Annotated in this window: 22 protein-coding genes; 13 read left to right on the top strand and 9 right to left on the bottom strand. The window is 72.1% G+C overall.

Annotated elements, in window-relative coordinates:
- The first annotated feature begins 11 nt into the window (after positions 1 to 11).
- From nudC to ACFFF6_RS17480, 3 genes are all read left to right on the top strand, one after another.
- Entirely contained in the window at positions 12 to 932 is a 921-nt protein-coding gene (gene nudC / locus ACFFF6_RS17490) for an NAD(+) diphosphatase (protein ID WP_376982779.1), read from the top strand.
- A 39-nt stretch (positions 933 to 971) separates the two neighbouring features.
- Positions 972 to 3089: an ATP-dependent DNA helicase UvrD2 gene (locus ACFFF6_RS17485; RefSeq protein WP_376982778.1), complete on the top strand. Its 2118-nt coding sequence runs from the start codon at positions 972 to 974 to the stop codon at positions 3087 to 3089.
- 311 nt (positions 3090 to 3400) lie between these two features.
- A complete protein-coding gene (locus ACFFF6_RS17480) occupies positions 3401 to 3697 on the top strand; it encodes a WhiB family transcriptional regulator (RefSeq protein ID WP_376982777.1) in 297 nt (98 codons plus the stop codon).
- A gap of 52 nt (positions 3698 to 3749) precedes the next feature.
- Here ACFFF6_RS17480 and ACFFF6_RS17475 read toward each other — a convergent pair whose 3' ends face one another.
- Positions 3750 to 3908, bottom strand: coding sequence for a DUF5679 domain-containing protein (locus tag ACFFF6_RS17475; RefSeq protein WP_198025429.1), 159 nt, complete (start codon positions 3906 to 3908; stop codon positions 3750 to 3752).
- Between the two features lie 515 nt (positions 3909 to 4423).
- Here ACFFF6_RS17475 and ACFFF6_RS17470 point away from each other — a divergent pair.
- A complete protein-coding gene (locus tag ACFFF6_RS17470; RefSeq protein ID WP_376982776.1) occupies positions 4424 to 5020 on the top strand; it encodes a M48 metallopeptidase family protein in 597 nt (198 codons plus the stop codon).
- A 3-nt stretch (positions 5021 to 5023) separates the two neighbouring features.
- Here the strand turns inward: ACFFF6_RS17470 and ACFFF6_RS17465 are convergent, their stop codons facing one another.
- Together ACFFF6_RS17465 and ACFFF6_RS17460 are read right to left on the bottom strand one after the other, a co-directional pair.
- A complete protein-coding gene (locus ACFFF6_RS17465; RefSeq protein ID WP_376982775.1) occupies positions 5024 to 5584 on the bottom strand; it encodes an NUDIX hydrolase in 561 nt (186 codons plus the stop codon).
- Positions 5571 to 7016, bottom strand: a complete 1446-nt coding sequence (locus ACFFF6_RS17460) for a zinc-dependent metalloprotease (RefSeq protein ID WP_376982774.1) — start codon at positions 7014 to 7016, stop codon at positions 5571 to 5573. Before ACFFF6_RS17460 ends, ACFFF6_RS17465 begins: the two co-directional genes overlap by 14 nt.
- Before the next feature lie 122 nt (positions 7017 to 7138).
- Between ACFFF6_RS17460 and ACFFF6_RS17455 the strand changes: the two genes are divergently transcribed.
- From ACFFF6_RS17455 to ACFFF6_RS17420, 8 genes are all read left to right on the top strand, one after another.
- Complete coding sequence (locus ACFFF6_RS17455; protein ID WP_376982773.1) at positions 7139 to 8278, top strand: YlbL family protein; 1140 nt, start codon at positions 7139 to 7141, stop codon at positions 8276 to 8278.
- Positions 8275 to 8961 (top strand): HAD family hydrolase, encoded by a 687-nt coding sequence (locus tag ACFFF6_RS17450; RefSeq protein WP_376982772.1) that lies wholly within the window; start codon positions 8275 to 8277, stop codon positions 8959 to 8961. Before ACFFF6_RS17455 ends, ACFFF6_RS17450 begins: the two co-directional genes overlap by 4 nt.
- Positions 8962 to 9060: 99 nt before the next feature.
- Positions 9061 to 10743 (top strand): energy-dependent translational throttle protein EttA, encoded by a 1683-nt coding sequence (gene ettA, locus ACFFF6_RS17445; RefSeq protein ID WP_376982771.1) that lies wholly within the window; start codon positions 9061 to 9063, stop codon positions 10741 to 10743.
- 26 nt (positions 10744 to 10769) lie between these two features.
- Positions 10770 to 11627: a carbohydrate ABC transporter permease gene (locus ACFFF6_RS17440; protein WP_376982770.1), complete on the top strand. Its 858-nt coding sequence runs from the start codon at positions 10770 to 10772 to the stop codon at positions 11625 to 11627.
- 10 nt (positions 11628 to 11637) lie between these two features.
- The gene (locus tag ACFFF6_RS17435) at positions 11638 to 12468 is read left to right on the top strand and encodes a carbohydrate ABC transporter permease (RefSeq protein ID WP_376982769.1); all 831 of its coding nucleotides are present in this window, start codon (positions 11638 to 11640) and stop codon (positions 12466 to 12468) included.
- 54 nt (positions 12469 to 12522) lie between these two features.
- Positions 12523 to 13845, top strand: coding sequence for an ABC transporter substrate-binding protein (locus tag ACFFF6_RS17430; RefSeq protein ID WP_376982768.1), 1323 nt, complete (start codon positions 12523 to 12525; stop codon positions 13843 to 13845).
- Positions 13846 to 13912: 67 nt separating this feature from the next.
- Positions 13913 to 16486, top strand: coding sequence for an alpha-glucan family phosphorylase (gene glgP, locus ACFFF6_RS17425; RefSeq protein WP_376982767.1), 2574 nt, complete (start codon positions 13913 to 13915; stop codon positions 16484 to 16486).
- A gap of 64 nt (positions 16487 to 16550) precedes the next feature.
- Positions 16551 to 17858: an ABC transporter substrate-binding protein gene (locus ACFFF6_RS17420; protein WP_376982766.1), complete on the top strand. Its 1308-nt coding sequence runs from the start codon at positions 16551 to 16553 to the stop codon at positions 17856 to 17858.
- 13 nt (positions 17859 to 17871) lie between these two features.
- Here ACFFF6_RS17420 and ACFFF6_RS17415 read toward each other — a convergent pair whose 3' ends face one another.
- The gene (locus ACFFF6_RS17415) at positions 17872 to 18750 is read right to left on the bottom strand and encodes an acyl-CoA thioesterase (RefSeq protein ID WP_376982765.1); all 879 of its coding nucleotides are present in this window, start codon (positions 18748 to 18750) and stop codon (positions 17872 to 17874) included.
- 47 nt (positions 18751 to 18797) lie between these two features.
- Here ACFFF6_RS17415 and ACFFF6_RS17410 point away from each other — a divergent pair, with 47 nt between their 5' ends.
- On the top strand, positions 18798 to 19280 hold the full coding sequence (locus ACFFF6_RS17410) for an acyl-CoA thioesterase (protein WP_376982764.1): 483 nt from the start codon (positions 18798 to 18800) through the stop codon (positions 19278 to 19280).
- Between the two features lie 15 nt (positions 19281 to 19295).
- Here the strand turns inward: ACFFF6_RS17410 and ACFFF6_RS17405 are convergent, their stop codons facing one another.
- The 5 genes from ACFFF6_RS17405 to ACFFF6_RS17385 form a co-directional block, all read right to left on the bottom strand.
- On the bottom strand, positions 19296 to 19760 hold the full coding sequence (locus ACFFF6_RS17405; RefSeq protein WP_376982763.1) for a globin: 465 nt from the start codon (positions 19758 to 19760) through the stop codon (positions 19296 to 19298).
- Positions 19757 to 20704, bottom strand: a complete 948-nt coding sequence (locus tag ACFFF6_RS17400; RefSeq protein WP_376982762.1) for a mechanosensitive ion channel family protein — start codon at positions 20702 to 20704, stop codon at positions 19757 to 19759. The genes ACFFF6_RS17405 and ACFFF6_RS17400 overlap by 4 nt, the downstream gene beginning before the upstream one ends.
- A 69-nt stretch (positions 20705 to 20773) precedes the next feature.
- Entirely contained in the window at positions 20774 to 23320 is a 2547-nt protein-coding gene (pepN, locus tag ACFFF6_RS17395) for an aminopeptidase N (protein WP_376982761.1), read from the bottom strand.
- 37 nt (positions 23321 to 23357) lie between these two features.
- Positions 23358 to 24011, bottom strand: a complete 654-nt coding sequence (locus ACFFF6_RS17390) for a ribonuclease FAU-1 family protein (protein WP_376982760.1) — start codon at positions 24009 to 24011, stop codon at positions 23358 to 23360.
- Between the two features lie 144 nt (positions 24012 to 24155).
- On the bottom strand, positions 24156 to 24419 hold a 264-nt coding region (locus ACFFF6_RS17385), incomplete at its 5' end, for a hypothetical protein (RefSeq protein WP_376982759.1).

The raw sequence follows: 24419 nt of genomic DNA, 5'->3' as shown, positions 1-24419 counted from the left end.
GGCTTGCCGCCATGGTGACGATGCGTGGAACCCAGCTCATGACGCCCCTGACGCACTTCGGCCCCGACCGGGATGCGCTGCGCCGGACGGGGGACGGGATCCTCGATGCGGGGGAGGACGCCCGCTATCTGGTCACCCGTGCGGGATCGGTGAGCCTGCGCGAGGGCGAGGGCGGTCGTCTCGAGCTGGCGCTCGAGACCCGCGACCCGCGGATCGGCGTGCAGAACCCCCTGGTGTATCTGGGGCGGCTGGACGGGATGCGGATCATCGCGGCGGAGGATCCCGAGCCGGGACCGGAGCTGGAGGACCCGGGGCGCGAGATGCACGACATCCGGCAGGTCGCGCCGCGCCTGGACCCCGTCACCGCGAGCTACGCGCTGACGGCCAGCGCGATGGCGACCTGGCATCGGACCACTCGCTTCTGCCCGGCCTGCGGGGCGCTGCTCGAGCCCACCACGGGCGGCTGGGTGCTGCGCTGCACCGTCGAGGGCTCCGAGCACTTCCCGCGCACCGATGCCGCCGTGATCATGGGGGTGCGCGACGGGCAGGACCGCCTGCTGCTGGCGCGGAACGCCGCCTTCCGCAGTCGCTTCCACTCGGTGCTGGCGGGCTTCGTCGAGCCGGGGGAGACCCTCGAGAACGCCGTCGTGCGAGAGGTCCACGAGGAGGTCTCCCTCGCGGTGACCGAGCTCGAGTACATCGGCTCGCAGCCCTGGCCCTTCCCCCGGTCGCTGATGATCGGGTACCGCGCCTGGGTCGCGGATCCGGAGCGGCTCCGCCTGCAGGACGGCGAGCTCGCCGAGGCGCGCTGGTTCTCCCGCGAGGAGCTCGCCGCGGCGCTGGCGGACGGGGAGATCGAGGTGCCCGCGGGATCCTCGATCGGCCGGGCGCTCATCGAGGACTGGTACGGCGGGGAGCTGCCCGCGGCCTGAGCATCCGTCCGTCGGGCCCCGCTGGCACACTGGGAGGCGATGAACCAGAGCATCCCCGACCCCAGCACCTCCGCGGACTCGATCCTCGCGGGCCTCGACCCTGAGCAGCGCGAGGTGGCCCGCGCCTTCGGCGGGCCGGTCTGCGTGCTCGCCGGCGCCGGGACGGGCAAGACCCGGGCGATCACGCACCGGATCGCCTACGGCGTCGCGACCGGCCAGCTGAACCCGCGCCACGTCCTCGCCGTGACGTTCACGGCGAAGGCCGCCGCGGAGATGCGCGCCCGCCTGCGGGACCTGGGGGTTCCGGCTGTGCAGGCGCGCACCTTCCACGCCGCGGCGCTGCGTCAGCTGCGCCATTTCTGGCCGCGCGTGGTGGGCGGGCCGATGCCCGAGATCATGCCGAACAAGTTCGCGGGGGTGGCGGAGGCGTGCGCCCGCCTGCACATGAGCGTGGACCGGGCGGCTCTGCGGGACGTCGTCGCGGAGGTGGAGTGGTCCCGGGTCTCGATGCTCACCCCGGAGAACTACCCGGAGGCGGCCGAGCGGGCCCGCCGCCCGGGCGTCGCGGGCTTCGGCGCCCGTTCGATCTCCCGGATCCTCGCGCAGTACGAGGAGGTCAAGAAGGAGAGGAGCGTGCTCGACTTCGAGGACGTCCTGCTCCACATGGTCGGGTTCCTCTCCGAGCGGGCCGATGTCGCCCGCGAGGTCCGCGCGCAGTACCGCCATCTGGTGGTCGACGAGTACCAGGACGTCTCCACCCTCCAGCACGCCCTGCTGCGTCTGTGGCTGGGCCCCAGCACGGATCTGTGCGTGGTCGGCGACGCCGCCCAGACCATCTACACCTTCGCGGGCGCGAGGGCGTCCTTCCTGCTGGACTTCGGCCGCGAGTTCCGCGGCGCGCAGACGATCCGCCTCGAGCGCAACTACCGCTCCACCCCGCAGATCGTGCGCCTGGCCAACACCGTGCTCGACGGGGCCCGCGGACGCACCCGCGAGCACCGTCTCACCCTCGTCTCCCAGCGCGAGACCGGACCGGTGCCGGTGATCGAGACCTACGCCGACGACGTGGCCGAGGCAGAGGGCGTCGCGGAGCGGATCGCGGCGCGCATGGCCGAGGGGCATCCGGCCTCCGGCATGGCCGTCCTGTTCCGGACGAACAGCCAGTCCGAGGCGGTGGAGGAGGCTCTGACGGGGCGGGGGATCGGATACCTGGTCCGCGGAGGGGATCGCTTCTTCGAGCGGCAGGAGGTGCGCCGCGGGGTGATGGCGCTGCGTGCCGCGGCCCGGCTCGAGGCCGAGGATCCTGCGCGCATGGTCCGCGACGTGCTCGGGCAGCAGGGGTGGGCGGCGGAGCCCCCTGCTGCGAGCGGCGCCGTGCGCGAGCGCTGGGATTCGCTCAACGCCCTCGTGAACCTGGCCGACACGGTGCTGGCCCGTCCTGGCGCGGACCTCCCGCAGCTCGTGCGCGAGCTCGAGGAGCGGGCGGAGGCGCAGAGCGCCCCCGAGGTCGACGGCGTGACCCTCGCCTCCGTGCACGCCGCGAAGGGTCTCGAGTGGTCCGCGGTCTGGCTGATCGGCGCGAGCGACGGGCTGCTGCCGATCTCGATGGCGCAGACCGCGGCGGAGATCGAGGAGGAGCGCCGCCTGCTGTACGTCGCGCTCACGCGGGCACGGGATCTGCTGACGGTGTCCTGGGCCGCGGCCCGCACCCCCGGATCCCGGGGATCCCGCAAGCCCAGCCGCTTCCTCGACGGCGTGGAGGATCACCCGGCGGCTCCGCAGAGCGCCGGGGCGAGCGCCCGACGCACGGGCCGCCGCAGCGCGAGCGTCCACACGGTGTGCCGCGTCTGCCGCGGCGGGCTCGCGACCCCGCACGAGTCCCGCATCGGTCGTCACGAGACCTGCCCGCCCAGCTATCCCGAGGAGCTGCTGGACGCGCTGCGCAGCTGGCGCGGCGGCCGTGCCGGGCAGCTGCGCATCCCGCCGCACTCCCTGCTGACCGATGCCGCGCTCGAGGCGATCGCGGAGCGCGATCCGCAGGATGCCGCGGAGCTGGTGCGCATCCCCGGGGCCGGTGCCGTGGCCCGGGAGGCCGAGGGCTCGCAGATCCTCGCGCTGCTCGAGAAGCACCGTCCGGATCGGCAAAACCCCAGGTAGAAAAAAGATTGGCGCGGTCGGGAAGACCATGTAGAGTTGCTCTCGTTCATCGTCCGCATCGTGGTCCGGGGCACCGGAGCGCGCAGCCAGAAAGGAGGTGTCGCTGTGATCGACAGGAATATCGAGGCCGAATCCGGTCCCTACGGCGACACCCTCGGCGCCTTCGTGCGCGCCGTGCAGCTGCCGCGCTTCCGGAACAAGCGCCCCCTGGTGTGCACCCACTGATGCTGATCTGAGGCCCTGCCTCAGCCCGGAGTGGGCGGCACCGCAGCCGAACCCTCCGACAACGACGACTCTGAAGCAGCGAGACGATGACGAACGTCCTCACCCATACTTCCTCCGCACCCGCATCCGCACAGGTCCCCGCCTTCGACGGGCTGCCCTGCCAGCGCCGCGACCTCGCGGACCTCTACTTCTCCGAGCGGCCTGCCGAGCTCGAGCAGGCCAAGAAGCTCTGCGCCGACTGCCCGCTGCGCCAGGAGTGCCTCCAGGGCGCCGTCATGCGCGGTGAGCCGTGGGGCGTCTGGGGCGGCGAGATCTTCGCCGACGGCCGCGTGATCGCGGTCAAGCGCGGCCGCGGCCGCCCCCGCAAGAACGCCGCGGCGTGATCGCATGCAGAAGGGGCGGGACACCGATGGTGTCCCGCCCCTTCCCCACGTCTCAGGCCTTGCCGAGGATCCGGTTGAGCTTGGTGCCGCACTCGGGGCACACGGCCTTCGCCATGCGCCGACCGTTCGAGACGACGACGTCGCCCTCGGCCTCGCGCTTCTCGCGGCACTTCACGCAGTAGAACTCCCCTGCGTACTTCTCGTCAGCCATGCAATCTCCTTCAGTGGGCTCGCGCGACCAGCACCTGCTGCGCCGCCCGCGCCGAGCGGGGTCGGTCCACTCTAACGGGGTCGGAGGGGTCCTCACGAATCCGGGGAGGCGGGCCGGGGGCCCGTCGCGCGCTTCGGGAGAGGATGCTCGAGGAGCGGGGGAAGTGCGCGCGACGGACCACGACCGTGAGTGCCGGAAACCGTGCGGAGCGGCAGTCCGGGCGAGGCCCCGGGGGCGCTCAGCACCACGCGCACCTTCCCCGTGTGCGTCTGCTAGTTATCCCGGGGCCTCACTTCTCAGCGAACCTAGTGCCTCGGGGGGACGGCGGTCAAAGGCGGATCTCCCCGACGCTGTGGACAAGTGCTCGATCTGTGTGGAAAGACGGTGGGCGACGGTGGGCGCACCTGTGGATGATACGGGGACGCATCCGACCCGGGGGCCTCTGACGTGCACGGGCAGCCGTGCACAGCTGTGGACGACACGCACGGGCAACTTTTTTCTGCGAGTCTGGGAGCATGCCACGCACCACCGCCCAGACATGCCTGAGCGAGCGCACCGGGCCCCGCGGGGAGCGCGTCCTCGTACGGCGTTCGGCCCGTCGCCGCCGCAGCGTCTCGATCACCCGGCGGGACGGCGACCTCGTCGTCGCGATCCCCGCCTCCTTCAGCCGGCGCGAGGAGCGCGAATGGGTCGACCGGATGCTCGAGCGCCTCGGCCGCTCCGAGGCGGCCCGGACCTCGCGCGGCAGCACGGACCAGGATCTGCAGCACCTCGCGCAGGAGCTCTCCGTCGCGCATTTCGAGGGCAGAGCTCATCCCGCCGCGGTGACCTGGTCGACGCGGCAGAACCGCCGCTGGGGCTCCTGCACCCCCTCGGAGAGGACGATCCGCCTCTCGCATCGGCTGCAGGGCATGCCCTCCTACGTGGTCGAGGCGGTGCTCGTGCACGAGCTCGCGCATCTGTTCGTCCCCGGGCACGGTCCCGACTTCCAGGCTCTCACCCGGCGCTATCCGCGCATGGAGAGGGCGATGGGGTTCCTCGACGGGGTCTCGCACGCCCAGAGCTGGGACCTCGGGCTCGAGGACGACGTCCCCGAGGCCGCGCAGGCCTGAGCCTCAGCCGATCAGCTCCCGCACCACGGGCCGCAGCCGGCGCAGGGTCGGGACGATGTCCGCGACCGTGCCCGCGGGGTACTCCTCCCAGCGCGCCCAGCAGACCCGGGGGCTCTCCGGGCTCGGCGCGAGGGGGAGCTGCGCGGCGGGTGCCGGGGCGCGCAGCAGGAACTGCACGTCGAAGTGCTCCCGGCAGCTGCCGAAGGCGGCGTCGAGCCCGTGATGGTGCAGCATCGCCGGTCCCGGGCCCAGGCGCTGCAGCCCCGCGAGCCCGATCTCCTCGGCGACCTCGCGGCGGGCGGCGCGCTCGAAGCTCGTCTCGTCCTCCTCGACATGACCGCCGGGCTGCACCCAGAAGCCGCCCTTGCGATGCCACAGCAGCGCCACGTGCTCCCCGGGGGCATCGACGACGAAGGCGCTGGCCGTCATGTGTCCGGGGCCGCCGTCGCGGTGCAGGAGCCGCGGCTCCGCCTCGAGCAGCGCGCCGAAGCGGGCCCGCAGCGTCTCGTCGATCGCGGGGGAGCGTGCCGCCGCGAGCTCCGCGAGCGCCTCAGGGACGCTCATCGCCCGGCTCGTCCTGCTGCGGCGCATCGCCGTCCTCGCCGGAGAGGAGCTTCTCGAGCTCGGCATCGAAGTCCTCGGGCAGCGCCGCATCGGCGAGATCCGCGGTGGCGGCCTCGGCCGGGCGGGGCGCCTGCGGTGTCCCCGCCAGCACGTCGACGCCGGGCAGCAGGTCCGGATGCGCCCAGTGCGCCTCGCGGCCGGCCTCGCCCTCTGTCGCCAGGACGCTCTCCCACCAGGCGAGGGCCTCGCGCACCCGGCGCGGGCGCAGCTCGATGCCCACGGTCCGGGCCAGCATGCCCTCGGCCGGGCTGCCGCTCGCACGACGACGGCGCAGGACCTCGCGCATCGCCTCGACCTGCGGGAGCTTCCCCGTGAGCGCGCGCGTGGTCACGTGATCGACCCAGGCCTCCACGAGGGCGAGGGTCGTCGCGAGCTCCTCGAGCGCCCGTTCCTGCGCCGCGCGGCGGGTGAAGACGAACAGGTCCTCGGGCCGGTGGGCCTGGAGGGACTCCGGATCGGACAGGTCCAGCCCGCGCACCATCTCGTCGAGCGCATCGAGATCCAGGGTGATGCCGCGCGCGTAGTCCTCGATCGCGGCGAACAGGGTGCGGCCCAGCCAGGGCGCGGCGGTGAACAGGGCGGTGTGGGCGAGCTCGCGGGAGGCGAGGAAGATCCTCGCGGCCGCGGGGTCCAGGGACTGCGCGGCGATGAAGTCCTCGACGTTCGCGGCGACCAGGGCGGGCCGGCCCTCGGGGCCCAGCGGGAGCGACAGATCCGAGCCGCCGGCGACCTCGCGCGCCAGCGAGCCGATGGCCTGCCCGAACTGGATGCCGAACAGGGTCCCGCCCATGCGCTCCATCATCTGCGCCGGATCCCCGGGAAGCGCCATGCCGGACCCCTGCATCTGCGCCGTGATCGCATCGCCGATCGCCCCCGCCATGTACTTCGCGACCGGCTCGACCGTCGACTGCCAGCGCGGCAGGGTCCGATGCACCCAGGTCGCGCGGCCCCACACATCCAGCTCCTGCGCGGGCACGTCGAAGTCCATCACGGCGCCCAGCCATAGCGAGGCGATCTGGGAGGCCTCGCGCAGCGCGCGGACCTGCTCGGGGGACGGCGTCGGATCGCCGGGGGAGCCGGCCGGCGCCTCCTGCCCGGGCAGGCGCTGCACGCCCATGGCGGTCTGCCGGGCGAGGTCGCCGGCGAGCTTCCAGTTCACCGGGCCGTCCCCGCCCTGGGCGAAGAGATGCTGCATCTGCGCGGCCGCGGCGCGCAGCTGGTTCGGGTCGGTCGGCAGGTTCGCCTGCCGCGCCAGCTCCCCGAGGTCCATCCCCTCGAGGGCCTCGGGCGGGAGCGCCCCCCCGAACGCCTCCTCGAGCAGGCGGCGCAGCGCCTCCTCCTGCGGATCGCGGGACATGTCGTCGGACGCCATCGGGGTACCTCCTGCTGGGGATCGCGGATGCCCTGAGCCTATCCAGGCCGTCGCCGGGGGAGCTGGCCGCCCGCTCGGTGTTCGCTGTGGGCGCGACCGGGGCCGCCTGGCACAATGGTCCGGTGCCTGACGCCCCTGCCCCTGTCCCCGATGCGCCCCCGCGCCCGCGGGGCCGCCTGGCCGCCGCCTGCGAGGAGGTGCTGCGGCGCGCCCAGTTCGCGCATCCGCGCACCGCGCTCGCGAGCGGAGCGGCTCTGGTCGCCCTCATGGTGGGCGGATCGCTGATCCCCGTCCCGTACGTGATCGAGCAGCCGGGGCCCGCGATCGATGTGCTGGGCCGGTACGACGACGCGGACATCATCACGGCCACGGGGCACGAGACCTTCCCCTCGCAGGGGCGGCTCATGATGACGACGGTCTCCGTCGACGGCGGGCCCGGGTTCACGGTGACCCCCGCGCAGGTGATGATGGCCTGGTTCGACCGCACCCGGGCCGTGTACCCGCGCGAGGTGCTGTTCCCCGAGGGGAGCACGCGCGAGGACGTGGCCCTCGAGAACTCCGTGCAGATGAGCACCTCCCAGCAGGGCGCGGTCGCCGTCGCCCTGGACGAGCTCGGCATCGACTACGAGCGCACCGTCGTCGTCGCCGGTCTGCAGGCCGATGCCCCGGCCTCCGGCGTCCTCGAGAGCGGGGACGAGATCCTCGCGATCGCCGGCAGGAGCGCCCCGGACATCGCCGGATACCAGGAGCTCACCGCGGCGGCGCCCCCCGGGGAACCCCTCGCCGTGACCGTCCGCCGCGACGGGCAGGAGCGGGAGCTGTCGGTCCCCACGGCCGTCGTGGACGGGGCGACGCGCATGGGCATCGTCCTCGCCGACGGCTACGAGTTCCCCTTCGACGTGCATCTCGCGGTCGGGGACATCGGCGGCCCGAGCGCGGGGCTCATGTTCTCGCTCGGCATCTACGACGAGCTCACCGAGGGCGCCCTGCCCGGCGGCAAGGACATCGCCGGGACCGGGACCATCGCCGCGGACGGCTCCGTCGGCGCGATCGGCGGGATCCGCCAGAAGATGGTCGGGGCGCGCGAGGCCGGAGCCGACTTCTTCCTGGCCCCGGGCGCGAACTGCGAGGAGGTCACCGGCTACGAGCCGGGGGGCCTGCAGGTCGTGCGCGTGGACACCTTCGACCAGGCGCTGCACGCCACCCGGACCATCGCCGACACGGGATCCGTGGACGGCCTTCCCACCTGTGAGGACTCATGAGCCGCAAGCGCCGCACCCCGCCCCGTCCCACCGTCGTCCTCGACTTCGGCGGCGTGCTGTCCGCCGGGCACGACCCGGTGCCCGACCTGCATGCCCTGCTGGGCGGGGACGCGGAGACGCTGCGCCGCGCCGTCTGGGAGGGCCGGCCCGCCTATGACGAGGGGCGGATCGGGCGGGACGAGTACTGGCGGGGCGTGGCCTCGGCGGCGGGGCTCGAGGACCTCTCCGAGGAGGAGATCGCGGAGCTCCAGGAGGTCGACGACCGCTACTTCCTGCGGCTGGACCCGCTCTCCCGCGCCCTGCTGCACGACATGGCCCGCTCCGGCCTGCGCCTCGCGCTGCTGTCCAACGCGTCCGCCGCCTTCGGGGAGTCGGTGCGCCGCGCCGACTGGTTCGAGGCGATGAGCTTCGCGATCATCTCCGCCGAGGAGCGGGTCGCCAAGCCCGAGCCCGCGATCTATCGGATCCTGCTGGACGTGCTCGCCCACGAGTCGGGCGGTGTGGCGGTGCCCGGGAGCGTCCTCTTCTTCGACGACCGGCAGGACAACGTCGACGCCGCCCGGGCGCTCGGCATCGACGCCCACCTGTGGCCCCGCAACGGCGAGGCGCATCCCGACGGCGTCCGCCATGGCAGCGAGATCGCGCGCGAGGTCCTCGCCGGGCGCGGCATCGTCCTGGACTGACCGCCCGGGTAGGCTGGGCCGGGCGCGCGGCCCCGCGCGAGCGCCGCGCAGCCCACACGACACGTCCCTCCACCTCTGAACCCCCAGGAGATCCACGCAGTGGCAGAGTTCATCTACACCATGTACAAGGCCCGCAAGGCCGTCGGCGACAAGCTCATCCTCGATGACGTCACGATGAGCTTCTACCCGGGGGCGAAGATCGGCATGGTCGGCCCCAACGGCGCCGGCAAGTCCACGATCCTGAAGATCATGGCGGGCCTGGACCAGCCCTCCAACGGCGAGGCCCGGCTCAGCCCCGGCTACAGCGTCGGCATCCTGCTGCAGGAGCCGCCGCTGGACGAGGACAAGACGGTGCTCGAGAACGTCCAGGAGGGCATGGGCGACCTGTACCGCAAGGTCCAGCGCTTCAACGCCATCGGCGAGGAGATGGGCGAGCCGGACGCCGACTTCGACGCCCTCATGGAGGAGATGGGCAAGCTCCAGACCGACATCGACGCCGCGAACGGCTGGGATCTCGACTCCCAGCTCGAGCAGGCGATGGACGCCCTGCGCTGCCCGCCCGGCGACGAGAGCGTCACCCACCTCTCCGGCGGCGAGCGCCGCCGCGTGGCCCTGTGCCGGCTCCTGCTGGAGAAGCCGGACCTGCTGCTGCTGGACGAGCCCACCAACCACCTCGACGCCGAGAGCGTGCTGTGGCTCGAGCAGCACCTCCAGCAGTACGAGGGCGCCGTCATCGCCGTCACCCACGACCGCTACTTCCTGGACCACGTCGCCCAGTGGATCGCCGAGGTCGACCGCGGCCGCCTGATCGGCTACGAGGGCAACTACTCCACCTACCTGGAGAAGAAGGAGGAGCGCCTGAGCGTCCAGGGCAAGAAGGACGCGAAGCTCGCCAAGCGCCTCAAGGAGGAGCTGGAGTGGGTGCGCTCCAACGCCAAGGGCCGCCAGGCGAAGTCGAAGGCGCGTCTGGCCCGCTACGAGGAGATGGCCGCGGAGGCCGAGCGCACCCGCAAGCTCGACTTCGAGGAGATCACGATCCCCCCGGGCCCGCGCCTGGGGAACATCGTCATCGACGCGAAGGACCTGAAGAAGGGCTTCGGCGAGCGCGTCCTCATCGACGGGCTCAGCTTCTCCCTGCCGCCGAACGGCATCATCGGCGTGATCGGACCGAACGGCGTCGGCAAGTCGACCCTGTTCAAGACGATCGTGGGCCTCGAGGAGCTGGACGGCGGGGAGCTGAAGATCGGCGAGACCGTGAAGATCAGCTATGTCGACCAGGGGCGCGAGAACATCGACCCGGAGAAGAACCTGTGGGAGGTCGTCTCCGACGGGCTCGACTTCATCCAGGTCGGCAAGGTCGAGATCCCCTCGCGCGCCTATGTCTCCCAGTTCGGCTTCAAGGGCCCGGACCAGCAGAAGAAGGCGGGCATCCTCTCCGGCGGAGAGCGCAACCGCCTGAACCTGGCGCTGACCCTCAAGCAGGGCGGCAACGTCCTCCTGCTGGACGAGCCCACGAACGACCTGGACGTGCAGACGCTGGGCTCCCTGGAGAACGCCCTGCTCGAGTTCCCGGGCTGCGCCGTCGTCGTCTCCCACGACCGCTGGTTCCTCGATCGCGTGGCGACCCACATCCTCGCCTATGAGGGCACCGAGGAGGATCCCGCGAACTGGCACTGGTTCGAGGGCAACTTCGAGGCCTACGAGAAGAACAAGGTCGAGCGCCTGGGCGAGGACGCGGCGCGCCCGCATCGTGTGACGCACCGTCGCCTGACCCGCGACTGATCGGGCGCGACCGAGGACGAGGTCCGATGCGCAGACCCCTGCTCGCCTGGCTGCTGGTGGCGCCGAGCCTGATCGGCGTCGCCTGCTTCCTGGTGCTCCCGGTCGCGGCCGCCTTCGCGGTGTCGCTGTTCGACTGGGATCTGCTGGGCACGCGCGAGTTCATCGGGCTGGGCAACTACCGGGACCTGATCGGCGGGGGAGCTCTGCTGAACTCCCTCGCCGTGACGGCCCTGTTCACGCTGATCTCCGTCCCGCTCTCGCTCGTCCTCGGGCTGGGGCTGGCCACCCAGCTGGACCGCGGCCTGCCCGGCTCCTCCCTCGTGCGGGTGATCGTCGTGGTCCCGTGGGTCTGCGCTCCGCTCGCGCTCGGCGTCGTCTGGACGTGGATCCTGCAGCCGTCGAACGGAGCGCTGAACGCCCTGCTGGGCTTCCGTGTCGAATGGCTGACCTCGCCGAGCCTCGCGCTGCCCGCGGTCGCCTTCGTCGCGGTCTGGCAGAACGTCGGCTACGTGTCGCTGTTCTTCAGCGCGGGCCTGGCCCGCATCCCGTCCTCGATCTACGAGGCCGCACGGATCGACGGCGCCGGCCCGGCCCGGATCCTGTGGTCGATGACGGTGCCGCTGCTGCGCCCGACGACCTTCTTCCTCGCCGTGACGCAGGTGGTGGCGAGCTTCCAGGTGTTCGACATGGTCTACGCCCTCACCGGCGGCGGACCGCAGCACCGCACCGAGGTGATCGCCTCCCTGGTGTACAACGAGGCCTTCGGGGCGAGCCGCCTGGGTCGGGCGAGCGCCGTCGCCGTCATCCTGTTCGTCCTGCTCGTGGCGATCACCGTGGTGCAGCAGCGCTACTTCGCCCGGCGTATCACCTACGACATGAGCTGAGGGGCCGATCATGACGCTGCGACGCTCTCTGGCGCTGGCGGGCACCTACGCGGTGCTGCTGCTCGCCGCCGCGTGCACCCTGGCCCCTTTCGCGTTCTCGGTGCTGACGGCGCTCACCTCCGCGCGCCAGTTCGCGCAGCAGGGCCCGCTGTCGCTGCCGGACCCCGCCACCTTCGAGAATTTCTGGTCCCTGCTGAGCTCCCGGGACGGCTTCCTCACCCCGGTGGTCGTCACCGTGCAGATGGTGCTGGTGATCCTCGCGGGGCAGATGGTGCTCTCGGTGCTGGCCGCCTACGCCTTCGCCTTCCTCCGCTTCCCGGGGCGGGACCTGCTGTTCTGGGTGTACGTCGCGACGCTCATGGTCCCGCAGGTCGTGGTTGTCGTCCCCCTCTACCTGATGCTCAGCGAGGCCGGGCTGCGCAACACCTTCTGGGCGCTCGTGCTCCCCTTCGTGCTGGGGTCCCCCTACGCGATCTTCCTGCTGCGGGAGAGCTTCCGCTCCCTGCCCTCGGAGCTCATGGACGCGATGCGGATCGACGGGGCCGGCACCCGGCGTCTGCTGTGGAACCTCGTCGTCCCGCTGAACCGGCCCGTCCTCGTGACCCTCCTGCTGATCACGATCGTCACCCACTGGAACAGCTTCATGTGGCCCCTGGTGATCACCTCCGGGCCCGCCTGGCGGACCATCACCGTCGCGACGAGCGCCCTGCAGTCGCAGTACAACAGCAACTGGACGCTCGTGATGGCGGGCACGACGCTCGCGATGCTGCCGCTGGTCGTGCTCATGGTCGCCTTCCAGCGGCAGATCACGAGCTCGATCGGACAGGCGCAGATGCGGTAGGCCGTGCGCGGATAGAGTGGGGTGATCCGTATCCCGCCCTTGGAAGGACCGCAGATGATCACCCGTCGTCACCTCCTGGCCTCCGCTGCCGCGACCGGCGCGCTCGGCGCGGTCGCCGCCTGCTCGCCGTCGGCCCCTTCCGGCGGCGAGGGAGGCGGGGCGAAGACCCTGACCTTCCGCCTCTGGGACGAGGCCGCGAAGCCCGCCTACGAGAAGTCCCTCGCCGCCTTCACCGAGAAGAGCGGCTGGGAGGTCAGCATCGACCTGGTCCCGTGGAACGACTACTGGACGAAGCTCCCCCTGGACGTGGCCAGCGGAGACATCGCGGATGTGTACTGGTTGAACTCCGCGAACTTCGTGCTCCTGCAGGAGTCCGGCGACCTGCTCGCGATCGACGACGTGGTCACCGAGGGCGCGGACCAGTGGGAGACGTCCGTCGTGGACCTCTACACGCGCGAGGGGAAGCTGTGGGGCGTGCCCCAGCTGTGGGACTCGATCGCCCTGTTCTACAACAAGGCCCTCGTCGAGGCCGCCGGCGTCGACCCCGCCGCCCTGTCCTTCGACCCGTCGGCGGCGAGCGATCCGCTGCGCGAGGCGGGACGCGCGCTCACCGTGGACGGCGAGGGCCGCCATCCCGGCGACGACGGCTTCGACGCGGACTCCCGCGCCCAGTTCGGCGTCAACTCCTCCGCGGACCGGCAGGCGATCATCGGCCCGTTCCTCGCCTCGAACGGTGCGGTCTGGCAGACCGATGACCTGTACTCCTTCGCGAGCCCCCAGGGGATCGACGCCTTCGCCTACATGGCCGCTCTCGTGAACGACGCGCAGATCGCGCCGAGCGCCGCGGACACGAACGAGAACGGCGACTTCTGCCGGGACCTGTTCACCCAGGGGAAGCTGGCGCTGTTCCAGTCGGGCCCGTACAGCCTCCCCGCGGTCGAGGACGGGGTCGGGGACTCCTTCGAGTGGGCGCTCGCCCCGATGATCGCCGGGCCCGAGGGCGCGAAGTCCCTCGTGCACGGAGTGGTCGCGGTCGGCAACGCCAAGGCGGAGGAGGAGCGGCAGGAAGGCATCGCGCAGCTGCTGACGTGGCTGGGCTCGGCCGAGGGGCAGGCGCCGCTCGGCGAGATGGGCGTGTCCTTCCCGGCGAACCGGGAGGCGCAGCCCGCCTTCCTGTCCTACTGGGAGGAGCGGGGCGTCGACGTGAACGTCTTCGTGGAGGCGGCGAAGGACCCGGCCCCGGCGGACACCGGCGCGCGGGCGAACGCCGGGCTGACGGCGGTCATGCCGATCTTCCAGGAGATCTTCATCGGCCGTCTGAGCGCGGCCGAGGGGGTCCCGCAGGCGCAGGAGAAGGGCAACGCGGAGATGGCGTGACGAACGTCCCTGGCCGGTCCCCGGAAGCACCTGATGGGGCGCATCCGGACCAGGTACGGTGAGCGCCATGAAGCCCACCATGACCGTCGAGGTCACCTCTGCGCTCCCCGCCGCGCTCGAGCCGCTGCGCACCCTGGCCATGAACCTCCGCTGGACCTGGCGCCGCCAGAGCGAGGACCTGTTCCGCACCCTGGACCCGGAGGCGTTCTCCCGCAGCGGCGAGAGCCCTGTCGCGATGCTGCCGATGGTCTCCGCCACGCGGCTGGCCGAGGCCTCCCGTGACGAGTCCTTCCTCGCGCGCATGCGCGCGGAGCTCGGCGACCTGGAGACCTATCTCGGATCCGGCCGCTGGTTCCAGCGCACCGTGCCCACCGGCGGCCCCGTCCCCGCCGTCGCCTACTTCTCGATGGAGTTCGGGATCACCCCGACCCTCCCGATCTACTCGGGGGGCCTGGGCATCCTCGCAGGCGATCATCTGAAGTCCGCCTCGGACCTGGGCGTGCCGCTCGTGGCCGTCGGCCTGTTGTACCAGTACGGGTACTTCTCCCAGAGCCTGGACCGCGACGGCTGGCAGCAGGAGACCTACCGGCTGAACGATCCCGCGAAGCTGCCCGTCGAGCCGGTCCGCGGCGAGGACGGGGAGCAGCTGACGGTGTCGGTGACCCTGCCCGGCAGCCGGGAGGTCCGCATCGGCCTGTGGGTCGCGCAGGTCGGGCGCGTGCCGCTGCTGCTGCTGGACACGAATCTCGAGGGCAACGACGAGGACGCCCGGAACATCACGGACCGCCTCTACGGCGGCGACCACGAGCACCGGATCGTGCAGGAGATCGTCCTGGGCATCGGAGGGGTCCGCGCCGTCGAGGCGTACACGCAGGCCTCCGGCTTCCCGACCCCGCAGGTCTTCCACCTCAACGAGGGGCACGCCGGCTTCTCCGGGCTCGAGCGCATCGGCCGCCTCATGCGCGGCGGCGCCGGTTTCGCGGAGGCCCTCAGCGAGGTCCGCGCCGGGACCGTGTTCACCACGCACACCCCGGTGCCGGCGGGCATCGACCGCTTCGACGTCGAGGAGCTGCGCCGCTACCTCGACGCGGATCCGGCCGGGATCTCCCGCCTCATCGGCGCCCTGCCGGTCGAGGCCGCGCTCGCGCTCGGCACCGAGGACGGCGGCCAGGTGTTCAACATGGCGCATATGGGCTTCCGCCTCGCCCAGCGCGCCAACGGCGTCTCCGCCCTCCACGGCGCCGTGTCGCGTCGCATGTTCGCCGACCTGTACCCGGGGTTCGAGGTGCCGGAGGTGCCCATCACCTCGGTCACCAACGGCGTCCACCGCCGCACCTGGATCTCCCACACGATGGACGACCTGTTCAAGAAGGCGCTCGGCGACGTGGACATCTCCGCGCTGAGCGACTGGAGCCCGCTGGCGACGCTGCAGGACGCCGAGCTCGACCGGGCGCGGGACCAGCTGCGCGCCGCCCTCGTCGACATGGCCCGCACGCATGTGCACGACGCCTGGATCCGCCGCGGGGCCGACGAGTCCGAGCTCGCCTGGACCCGCGAGATCCTCGACCCGGAGATCCTCACGATCGGCTTCGCCCGCCGCGTGTCGACCTACAAGCGCCTCACCCTGATGCTGCGCGACCCGGAGCGGCTGCGTCGCATCCTGCTGAACCCGGACCGGCCGGTCCAGCTCGTGATCGCCGGAAAGGCGCATCCGGCCGACCGGCCGGGCAAGGAGTTCATGCAGCAGCTCGTGCGGTTCGCGGACGAGGCCGGGGTGCGCCACCGCATCGCCTTCCTCCCGGACTACGACATCCGCATGGCCTCCGTGCTGATCGCCGGGTCCGACGTGTGGCTGAACAACCCGATCCGTCCCGAGGAGGCCTCCGGAACCTCCGGCATGAAGGCGGTCCTCAACGGCGGGCTGACCTTCTCGATCTCCGACGGCTGGTGGGACGAGATGGCGACCGACGAGGCCGGATGGACGATCCCCACCGCCGAGGTCGCCGACCAGAACCATCGCGACGAGCTCGAGGCAGCCGCCCTCTACGACATCCTCGAGCACCGGATCGCACCGCTGTTCTACGACACCGACGCCCGCGGGCAGCGCGCCGGGTGGCTGCGCAAGGTGCGCGCGTCGCTGGTCCAGATCGCGCCCCGCATCACCGCGGCGCGCATGGTCCGCGACTACGTCACCGAGCTGTACCTGCCGGCGGCCCATGCGGCGGCGGCCTACGCCGAGGACCCGTCGCTCGCGGCGTCCTTCACCGCGTGGAAGGGCCGGACGGCTGATGCGTGGTCGCAGGTCTCGGTCCAGGACGTGCGCATGAGCACCGCGGACGGCGCGCCGGTCGAGGACACCGGTCAGGTCGGCACGGGAGCGGAGATCACGCTGTCGGCCGCGGTCGAGCTGGGGTCCCTGGAGGAGTCCTCGGTCACGGTCGAGGCCCTGCTGGGCCCGGTCGGGGAGGACGGCGAGCTCGTGGACCCGCAGATCATCACGCTGCGGCGCGGCGAGGACGGCCGCTTCCAGGCACGGCTGACCCTGGGTCGTCCGGGCACGGTGGGCACGAGCGTGCGGGTCCTCCCGCAGCATCCGGCCCTCGCCTCGCGGGCGGAGCTGGGTCTGGTCGCGACAGCCTGAGCATCTCCGGGGCGGGGGCGGGGCACAATGGTGCCCCGCCCCCGCTCCCGTCGGAAGGACCCTCATGCCCAGTCGCCGTCAGCTGCTCGCCTCCCTGGCCGCCCTCGGCATCGCGAGCACGGCCTCGGCCTGCGGCCGCGGCAGCGGAGAGGATGCGGAACCGGACGAGGACACGCTCGTGCTGCGGATCTGGGACGAGCGCGCCGTGGCCCCCTACGAGGAGGCGCTGCGCTCCTTCACGGAGGAGAGCGGCATCGAGGTGGCCGTCGAGGCGCAGGCGTGGGACGAGTACTGGACGGCGCTGCCCCAGGACCTCGCCACGAAGTCCGCGGCCGACGTCTACTGGATGAACACCGCGAACCTGGTCCAGCTGCAGCAGGCCGAGAGCATCGTCGAGGTGGGCTCCGCCGTCGGCGATGCGGCCGGGGCCTGGGAGACGGCGGCGACGGAGCTGTACCGCCGCGAGGACGTCCTGTGGGGCGTGCCGCAGCTGTGGAACGTGTCGATGCTCGCGGCGGATCGCGCCCTCGTCGACCCGGTCGAGGTGGATCCGCGCGGCCTCGTCTTCGATCCCGCGGGAGGGAACGACACGCTGCGGGAGGCGGCGCTCGCGACCATGGCGGCGTCGGCCGGCTCCGGGACCGACGCCCGCGAGCCCGTGTACGGCTTCAGCGCCCAGGCCGACCGCACCGGCGTGCTCGGTCCCTTCATCGCCGGGGCCGGAGGGGCCTGGCAGGGGGAGGACGATGCCTTCTCCTTCGCGTCCGAGCAGGGCATCTCCGCCGTCCAGTACCTCGCCGACCTCGCCGGGGTCGATCTCGCCGCGCCCCCGGGGGTGCAGACCGCGGCGGATCCGGCGCTGTGCCGGGACCTGTTCATCGGCGGTCGCCTGGCTCTCCTGCAGAGCGGCAGCTACGACCTCCCGAAGCTGGTCGCGGGGATCGACGGCGCCTTCGCATGGGACCTGCATCCCGTCGTCGCGGGGCCGCAGGGGCGCAGGCCCCTCGTCCACGCGACGGCCGCGGTCGGGATCGCCACCGACAGCGAGGACCGCACGGCGGCGATCGCCGAGCTGCTCGCCTTCCTCGGCACGGCCGACGCGCAGCGGGGTCTCGTCGCGACGGGCCTGGGCATCCCGGCCCACCGCGATCTGCGCGGGGCCTGGCAGGAGCACTGGAGCGGGCAGGGCGTGGACGTCGCACCGCTGCTGGAGGACATGGGACAGGTGGCGATGCCGGAGCTCGGGGCCCGCTCGGCGGCGGGGACCGCCGCGGCGATGACGATCATCCAGGAGGTCTTCACCGGAGAGGCCGAGGCCGCCGAGGCCCTGCCGCGGGCCCAGGCCGCCGCGAACGAGGCCGCCGCGGCCTGAGCCGGCCCGGCCCTCACGCCGGCTTGACGCGGATCATCCCCTCCTGGACGACGGTCGCGACGAGGTCGCCGGCCTCGTCGAACAGGTTGCCCTCGGTCAGGCCGCGCCCACCGGAGGCGGAGGGGGAGCGCTGCACGTACAGCAGCCATTCGTCCATCTCGACGTGGCGGTGCCACCAGATGGCGTGGTTGATCGTCGCCATCCGCAGTCCGGGCGTGACCCAGCTGAGGCCCTGCCGGCGCAGGATCGGCTCGAAGGGCGTGTAGTCGCTCGCGAAGGCGAGGATCGCGTCGTGCATGAGCGGGTCCGCCTCGACGGGCGCGACCGTGCGCATCCACAGCATCTGCGACTCGGAGCCGGATCCGTCGGGCCGCAGGTAGATCGGATCGGTGACGTGGCGGATGTCGATGGGACGCTGGGTCGCCCAGTAGCGGGCGACGGGATGGTCGATGCCCTCGAGGACCTGCGCCGTCGTGGGCAGGTCCGCGGGGCTCGGCGCGGCGGGGGCGCGCAGCTGGTGCTCCAGGCCGTCCTGGCGCTCCTGGAAGGACGCGGTCATCGCGAGGATGGTCCGATCCTCCTGGAGGGCGAGCACACGGCGCACCGAGAAGGAGCCGCCGTCCCGCAGCGCGTCGACCTCGAAGCGGATCGGCTGATCGGCGACGCCGGGGGCCAGGAAGTACGAGTACATCGAGTGGATCGCGCGGCCTTCGGGCACGGTGCGACCCACCGCGACGACCGCCTGGCCCATGACCTGCCCGCCGAAGACATGTCCGCCCGGATGGGCGAGCGTGTCCCCCTCGAAGACGGCGGCCTGCCCCGGGCCCGCCTCCTGCGGGCGCAGGTCGAGCAGGTCCAGCAGGGCGGCGGAGACATGGCTGGGATCGGTCATGACCCGATGCTACGTCTCGAGAGGACACCGCTCCGTACGATGGCCCCATGGCTCATCTCGACATCACGGTGCCCGTGCGCTGGACCGATCTGGACGCCTACGGGCATGTGAACAACGCCGCAGTGGTGCGGCTGCTGGAGGAGGCGCGGATCGCGGCCTTCTGGGCGCCCGATGAGGAGCAGATCGCCCGGGGCGCGGTGCGTCTGCCCACGGCGATGGGGGTCTTCGACGCGGCGAGCCCCCAGCTGACCCTCATCGCCTCCCAGCGCCTGGAGTACCACCGGCCGATCCCGTACCTGCGCGAGGGCGCGCTCGTGCGGCTGTGGATCTCCCGTCTGGGCGGCGCCAGCCTCGATGTGGACTATCGGGTGCTGCGCCAGGACGATGCAGGGGCGCAGGCCCCGTACGTCTCCGCGCGCACCGTGGTCGTCGTCGTGGACCGGGGGACGAACCGTGCGGCCCGCCTGGACGGGCCCACCCGGCGGCAGCTCGAGGAGTATCGCGACGAGCCGATCCTCTTCCGCGCCTGAGCCGCGGCCCCGGCCTCAGCCCAGGTGCCCGGGGACCTGTCCGCCGGGCATCGGGGCCTCGCCGCCGTCGACGGTGTTGACCAGGGAATGCGCGGCACGCTCGAGGTAGTCCCAGAGCGTCTCCGCCTGCAGCGGGGGCAGCGCGAGAGAGTCCACGGCCTCGCGCATATGGCGCAGCCAGGCGTCCCGGGCGGCGGGGGAGACGGGGAAGACGGCGTGGCGGATCCGCAGGCGCGGATGCCCGCGGCGCTCCCCGTAGGTCTTCGGCCCGCCCCAGTACTGCGCGAGGAACATCGTCAGGCGCTCCCGGGCACCGGCCAGGTCCTCCTCCGGGTACATCGGCCGCAGCAGCGGGTCGTCGGCCACGCCCTCGTAGAAGCGGTCCACGAGCCGCACGAAGGTCTCGTGCCCTCCGACCGCCTCGTAGAAGGTCTGCTCGACCTCGTGGCCGGGTCCGGCGGGGCGCAGCGGGATGGTCATGCGGAGGCTCCTGTCGTGTCGGCGAAGCGGGGCAGGGCGAAGCTGATGCCCTCGGACGCGAAGGCCTCCCGGATGCGGCGACGCAGCTCCATCTCCGTGGCCCACTGGGAGCCCGGCGTCACGGTGACCACGACGCGCCGCTGGTACCGCGCGCCGTCCTCGCTGAGGATGCCGCTGACCTCGATCTGGCCGGCCAGGACGTCATCCCACTCCGGGTCGGCGGTGAGCTCCTCGCCCACCCGGGCGAGGACCTCGGAGACCCGGGCGTCATCGGCGCCCGCGTCCAGATCCAGCACGACGACGGCCTTGGAGTAGCCGCGGGACATGTTGCCGACCCGGATGATCTCGCCGTTGCGGACGGTCCAGAGGCTGCCGTCCAGGGAACGCAGCTGCGTGACCCGCAGGTTGATGTTCACGACGGTGCCGGTCGCGTACTCGAGGTCGACGACGTCGCCCACGGCGATGATGTCCTCGAACAGCATGACGACGCCTGCGACGATGTCCTTGATGATGGTCTGGGCGCCGATGCCGGCGGCGAGCCCCACCACGCCGAGCGACGCGATCACCGGGGCGATGTTCACCCCGATCTTGTCGAGGATCATCACGGTCGCGATCAGCCAGATGATGAGGGTCGCCACGTTCACGGCGACGTTCGAGAGGGTCGAGGCGCGCTGCTCGATGCGCTTCGCGCTCGCGGCCTGATCGCGGCGGTCCCGCTTGGCGACCGAGCCGGCCATGCCCGTGAGCTTGGTGCTCGAGGCGATCATGGTCCGGAAGAAGCGGTGGATCAGCCAGCGGGCGAGGGCGGTGAAGATCGCGGCGCCGACGAGGATCACGGCGATCATGAGGCCGTTGCTCAGCAGCCAGCGCAGGGCCTGGTCGAGGTAGCTGAGGGTCGCCTCGGCGGAGGGGTCGGCGAGCAGGGGGAGGTCGAACTCGGGCATGGGCGAGACTCTAGCTCGCCGGGATCGGCGCGGGCTGGACACCCGCCCCGCGCCGATCCCGCAGCGGGCTCAGACGTCGGCGGCCTGGACCCGCAGCTGCCGAGCGACCGTGTCCCGTCCCTCGAGGATCGGGCGGCGCAGTCCCAGCGGCGCCTGCGGATGCGCGGCGAGCCACGCATCGGCCGCGTCGATCACGTCCTGGTCCCCGAAGGAGTCCGGGAAGTAGCCCTGGATGAGCCGGTTCGCGATCTCGTTCGAGCGCTGCTCCCAGATCAGCTCGAGCGCGGCGAAGTACGGCTCGACGTACGGGGCGATCAGCGCCGGGTCGACGACGCGGCCGAAGCCCTGTACGACCGCGGTGAGGGACTCGTTGGGAAGCTCGTCGCTGCTGACGGTGCGGGCCCAGGCCTCCGCCTTCGCCGCCTCCGTGGGGAGGGCGGCGCGGGCGGTGAGCGCGCTCTTGCGCCCGGACTGGGTGTCGTCCTCGGCCAGGACCGAGTCGATCACGGCCTCGTCGACCCCGCCGACGGCGGCCAGGGAGATCACGAGCTTCCACCGCAGGTCGGTGTCGATCGTGCGGCCGTCCAGCGAGTCCTTCCCGTCCAGCAGCGCCGCGATCCGGTCGCGGTGCTCGGGCGTGGAGGCCAGCTGCGCGAAGGCCTCCAGGAACTGGAGCTGCGCATCGGAGCCGGGGGCGGCCTCGCGGGCGAGGGCGAGCAGGGCATCGGCGGCCGCGGCCCGTCGGACGGGGCGCTCGGCAGGGGCGGCGTAGGCGGTCGAGACCGTGGCGAGCTGCCCCAGCAGCGTGCGCAGCACGCTCGAGGAGTCCTCGCCCGTGATGTTGGCGAGCACGAGCTCGGCGAAGCGGCGCGAGGGCAGCTCCGCATCGCGCACCATGTCCCAGGCCGCGGACCAGATCAGGGTGCGGGCGAGCGGCTCCTCGATCGTGCGCAGGGAGGCGAGGGCCGTCTCGAGCGACGGCGCGTCCAGACGGATCTTCGCGTAGGCGAGGTCCCCGTCGTTGAGCAGCCACAGGTCCGCGCGCTCGCCGATCAGCTGGGGGATCTGCGTGAGCTCGCCGTCGATGTCGACCTCGACGGTGGTGGTGCGCACCAGCCTGTCGCCCTGGACGGTGAAACCGGCCACGCCCAGGCGGTGGGGCCGCAGGGTCGGATGCTCGGGCACCGCCTCCTGGGCGATCGCGAAGGAGGTGACGGTGCCGTCCGCGTCCCGTTCGATCACCGGGCGCAGCAGGTTCACTCCCGCGGTCTCGAGCCAGAGCGCGCTCCAGGAACGCAGGTCGCGGCCGCTGGTGGCCTCGAGCTCGACCAGCAGGTCCGCCAGCTCCGTGTTGCCCCAGGCATGTGCGCGGAAGTAGGCGCGCAGCCCCTCGAAGAAGGCCTCCTCGCCGACGTAGGCGACGAGCTGGCGCAGCACGGAGGCGCCCTTGGCGTAGGTGATGCCGTCGAAGTTCGTCTCCACGGCGTCGAAGTCGACCATGTCGGCGACGATCGGATGGGTCGAGGGAAGCTGGTCCTGACGGTAGGCCCAGGCCTTCTCCGACCCGGCGAAGGTCGTCCAGGAATCGGTCCAGGAGGTCGCCTCGGCCGAGCACAGGGTCGAGGCGAACTCGGCGAAGGACTCGTTCAGCCACAGGTCGTCCCACCAGCGCATGGTCACGAGGTCCCCGAACCACATGTGCGCCAGCTCATGCAGGATCGTGAGGTCGCGGCGCTCCCGGATCGCATCGGACACCTCGGATCGGAAGACGTAGGCCTCCACGAAGGTGACCGCGCCCGGGTGCTCCATCGCGCCCATGTTGTACTCGGGCACGAAGATCTGGTCGTAGGTCGGGAACGGGTAGTCGACGTCGAACTTCTCCTCGTAGAAGTCGAAGCCCTGCTGGGTGACGGCGAGGATGTGGTCGGCGTCCAGGTGCTCGGCGAGCGAGGCTCGGGCGAAGACGCCCGCGGGGATCTCACGACCGCTGCGGGAGCGGATCGTGCCCTCGGTCCCCTCGTACTTCCCGGCGATCAGCGCGGTGAGGTAGGTGGAGATGCGCGGGGTCGGGGCGAAGGACCAGGTGGCGGTGCCCTCGCCGGCCGGGGCGGGGACGGGCGTGGGGGAGATGGAGATGACGCGCCAGTGCGCGGGGGCGGTGATGGTGAAGGTGAACTCGGCCTTCAGATCGGGCTGCTCGAAGTTCGCGAACATGCGGCGCGCGTCGGACACCTCGAACTGGGTGTACAGGTAGACCTCGTCGTCGACGGGGTCGACGAAGCGGTGCAGCCCTTCGCCGGTGTTCATGTAGGCGCCGTCGGCGAGGATGCGGACCGTGTTCTCGCCGATCGCGAGCTCGGGCAGCTGCACGCGCGCCCCGTCGAAGCGGGAGGCGGGGTCCTCCAGCAGCACGCCGTTGAGCTCGATCTCGTGGATCGCGGGGGCGATGAGGTCCACGAAGGTGCTGCGCGCCTGGGTCGAGGTGAAGCGGATCGTCGACTCCGTGCGGAAGGTCGTGGGACCCGTGGTCAGGTCCAGGCGGACGTCGTAGGCGTCGGTCTGGAGGAAGGAGGCCCGGTCCCGGGCTTCGTCGCGCGTGAGGTTCTCAGAGGACATGCCTCCCATCCTGCCATCTGCGCGGCACCGCCCCGGGTCATCGGCGCGTGAGGTCCAGATCCCAGCGATAGTGGTCCGGCAGGGCGGGGATCGGCCAGGACGGGTCGGGGAAGAAGTGCTCGAATCCGGCGGAGAACGGGTAGCGCCAGGCGTCGATGTCGGCGACGGCGCGGCGGCCCGCGGCACGGATCTCCCGGGCCTCCTCGGCGCTGAAGTAGCCGACGCGCTCGGCGCCCTCGAGCTCGTCCTCGTCCTTGTAGTGCCAGTCCCGCCGCGGCAGGACCACGAGGTCCAGCACGAGGTCGCGCGTGCGCACGCCCTCCTCGGTGCGTTCGAGCGGCGTCTCGAGGTTCACGTAGTAGCAGCCCAGGGAGCCGTCGTCCTTGTAGAAGAGCCACACCGAATAGGGGGCGTCGGGAAGTCCGATCATGAGGATCCCGTTCCCGGTCCACAGCTGCTTGGACTGCACGCGAGGGCGTGTGAACATGCCCTCGTCGCCGGCGCGGCGCAGAGCAGCACCGTTCTCGAGGACGGGGAGCAGCACCTCCGTGCCGGGGGCGATCCACACCACGATGCCGCGGTCGTCGTCGAGGACGACGGTGCCGGGGCGCACGGTGCGTGTCGTGTGCTGCAGGGTGTAGTAGGTCCAGGTCACCTGGTCGCCGGGCGACCAGCGCTTCGTCGGTGGCATGTCGGTTCCTGGCCGCGTCGGCCCCCGCGGGTGATCCGGGCCGGTCGGCCGACGGCCCGGACGATGCTCGCCCTCGAGGGGGAAGGTGTATGGGGCGACCCTACCCCTCGCAGGAGCCGGCGGTGCGAGCGGCGCGCGGAGGGCTCACCGCCTCGCGCGCTCCCACCGGTAGGTCCCCGGCTCCTCGAGCGTGCACACCGCCGGGGTCCCGGAGGCGCTCGTCACCTGCGTCCCCTCCTCCGTCCAGGAGCAGGGCGCGCCGATGCTGACGCCGGCGTCGCGGCGCGCGAGCTCCTCCGCGTCCGGAGCGCCGAGCTCCCCGCGGGCCGCGAGCACGCCGAGCAGCGCGGAGACCGCGAGGGCGCAGATCCCCGCCCCGGCCAGGAGGCGCCGCCCGCGCCGGCGCGG

The organism is Brachybacterium hainanense (genome assembly GCF_042434575.1).
Taxonomy (GTDB): Bacteria; Actinomycetota; Actinomycetes; order Actinomycetales; family Dermabacteraceae; genus Brachybacterium; species Brachybacterium hainanense.
This window is presented reverse-complemented; position numbering and strand designations above follow the sequence as displayed.

Bases quoted from the DNA above. Each gene is read 5' to 3' on its own strand.
- nudC (WP_376982779.1), top strand. From the start codon at position 12: ATGGTGACGATGCGTGGAACCCAGCTCATGACGCCCCTGACGCACTTC.
- ACFFF6_RS17485 (WP_376982778.1), top strand. From the start codon at position 972: ATGAACCAGAGCATCCCCGACCCCAGCACCTCCGCGGACTCGATCCTC.
- ACFFF6_RS17480 (WP_376982777.1), top strand. From the start codon at position 3,401: ATGACGAACGTCCTCACCCATACTTCCTCCGCACCCGCATCCGCACAG.
- ACFFF6_RS17475 (WP_198025429.1), bottom strand. From the start codon at position 3,908: ATGGCTGACGAGAAGTACGCAGGGGAGTTCTACTGCGTGAAGTGCCGC.
- ACFFF6_RS17470 (WP_376982776.1), top strand. From the start codon at position 4,424: ATGCCACGCACCACCGCCCAGACATGCCTGAGCGAGCGCACCGGGCCC.
- ACFFF6_RS17465 (WP_376982775.1), bottom strand. From the start codon at position 5,584: ATGAGCGTCCCTGAGGCGCTCGCGGAGCTCGCGGCGGCACGCTCCCCC.
- ACFFF6_RS17460 (WP_376982774.1), bottom strand. From the start codon at position 7,016: ATGGCGTCCGACGACATGTCCCGCGATCCGCAGGAGGAGGCGCTGCGC.
- ACFFF6_RS17450 (WP_376982772.1), top strand. From the start codon at position 8,275: ATGAGCCGCAAGCGCCGCACCCCGCCCCGTCCCACCGTCGTCCTCGAC.
- ACFFF6_RS17440 (WP_376982770.1), top strand. From the start codon at position 10,770: ATGCGCAGACCCCTGCTCGCCTGGCTGCTGGTGGCGCCGAGCCTGATC.
- ACFFF6_RS17435 (WP_376982769.1), top strand. From the start codon at position 11,638: ATGACGCTGCGACGCTCTCTGGCGCTGGCGGGCACCTACGCGGTGCTG.
- ACFFF6_RS17430 (WP_376982768.1), top strand. From the start codon at position 12,523: ATGATCACCCGTCGTCACCTCCTGGCCTCCGCTGCCGCGACCGGCGCG.
- glgP (WP_376982767.1), top strand. From the start codon at position 13,913: ATGAAGCCCACCATGACCGTCGAGGTCACCTCTGCGCTCCCCGCCGCG.
- ACFFF6_RS17420 (WP_376982766.1), top strand. From the start codon at position 16,551: ATGCCCAGTCGCCGTCAGCTGCTCGCCTCCCTGGCCGCCCTCGGCATC.
- ACFFF6_RS17415 (WP_376982765.1), bottom strand. From the start codon at position 18,750: ATGACCGATCCCAGCCATGTCTCCGCCGCCCTGCTGGACCTGCTCGAC.
- ACFFF6_RS17410 (WP_376982764.1), top strand. From the start codon at position 18,798: ATGGCTCATCTCGACATCACGGTGCCCGTGCGCTGGACCGATCTGGAC.
- ACFFF6_RS17405 (WP_376982763.1), bottom strand. From the start codon at position 19,760: ATGACCATCCCGCTGCGCCCCGCCGGACCCGGCCACGAGGTCGAGCAG.
- ACFFF6_RS17400 (WP_376982762.1), bottom strand. From the start codon at position 20,704: ATGCCCGAGTTCGACCTCCCCCTGCTCGCCGACCCCTCCGCCGAGGCG.
- pepN (WP_376982761.1), bottom strand. From the start codon at position 23,320: ATGTCCTCTGAGAACCTCACGCGCGACGAAGCCCGGGACCGGGCCTCC.
- ACFFF6_RS17390 (WP_376982760.1), bottom strand. From the start codon at position 24,011: ATGCCACCGACGAAGCGCTGGTCGCCCGGCGACCAGGTGACCTGGACC.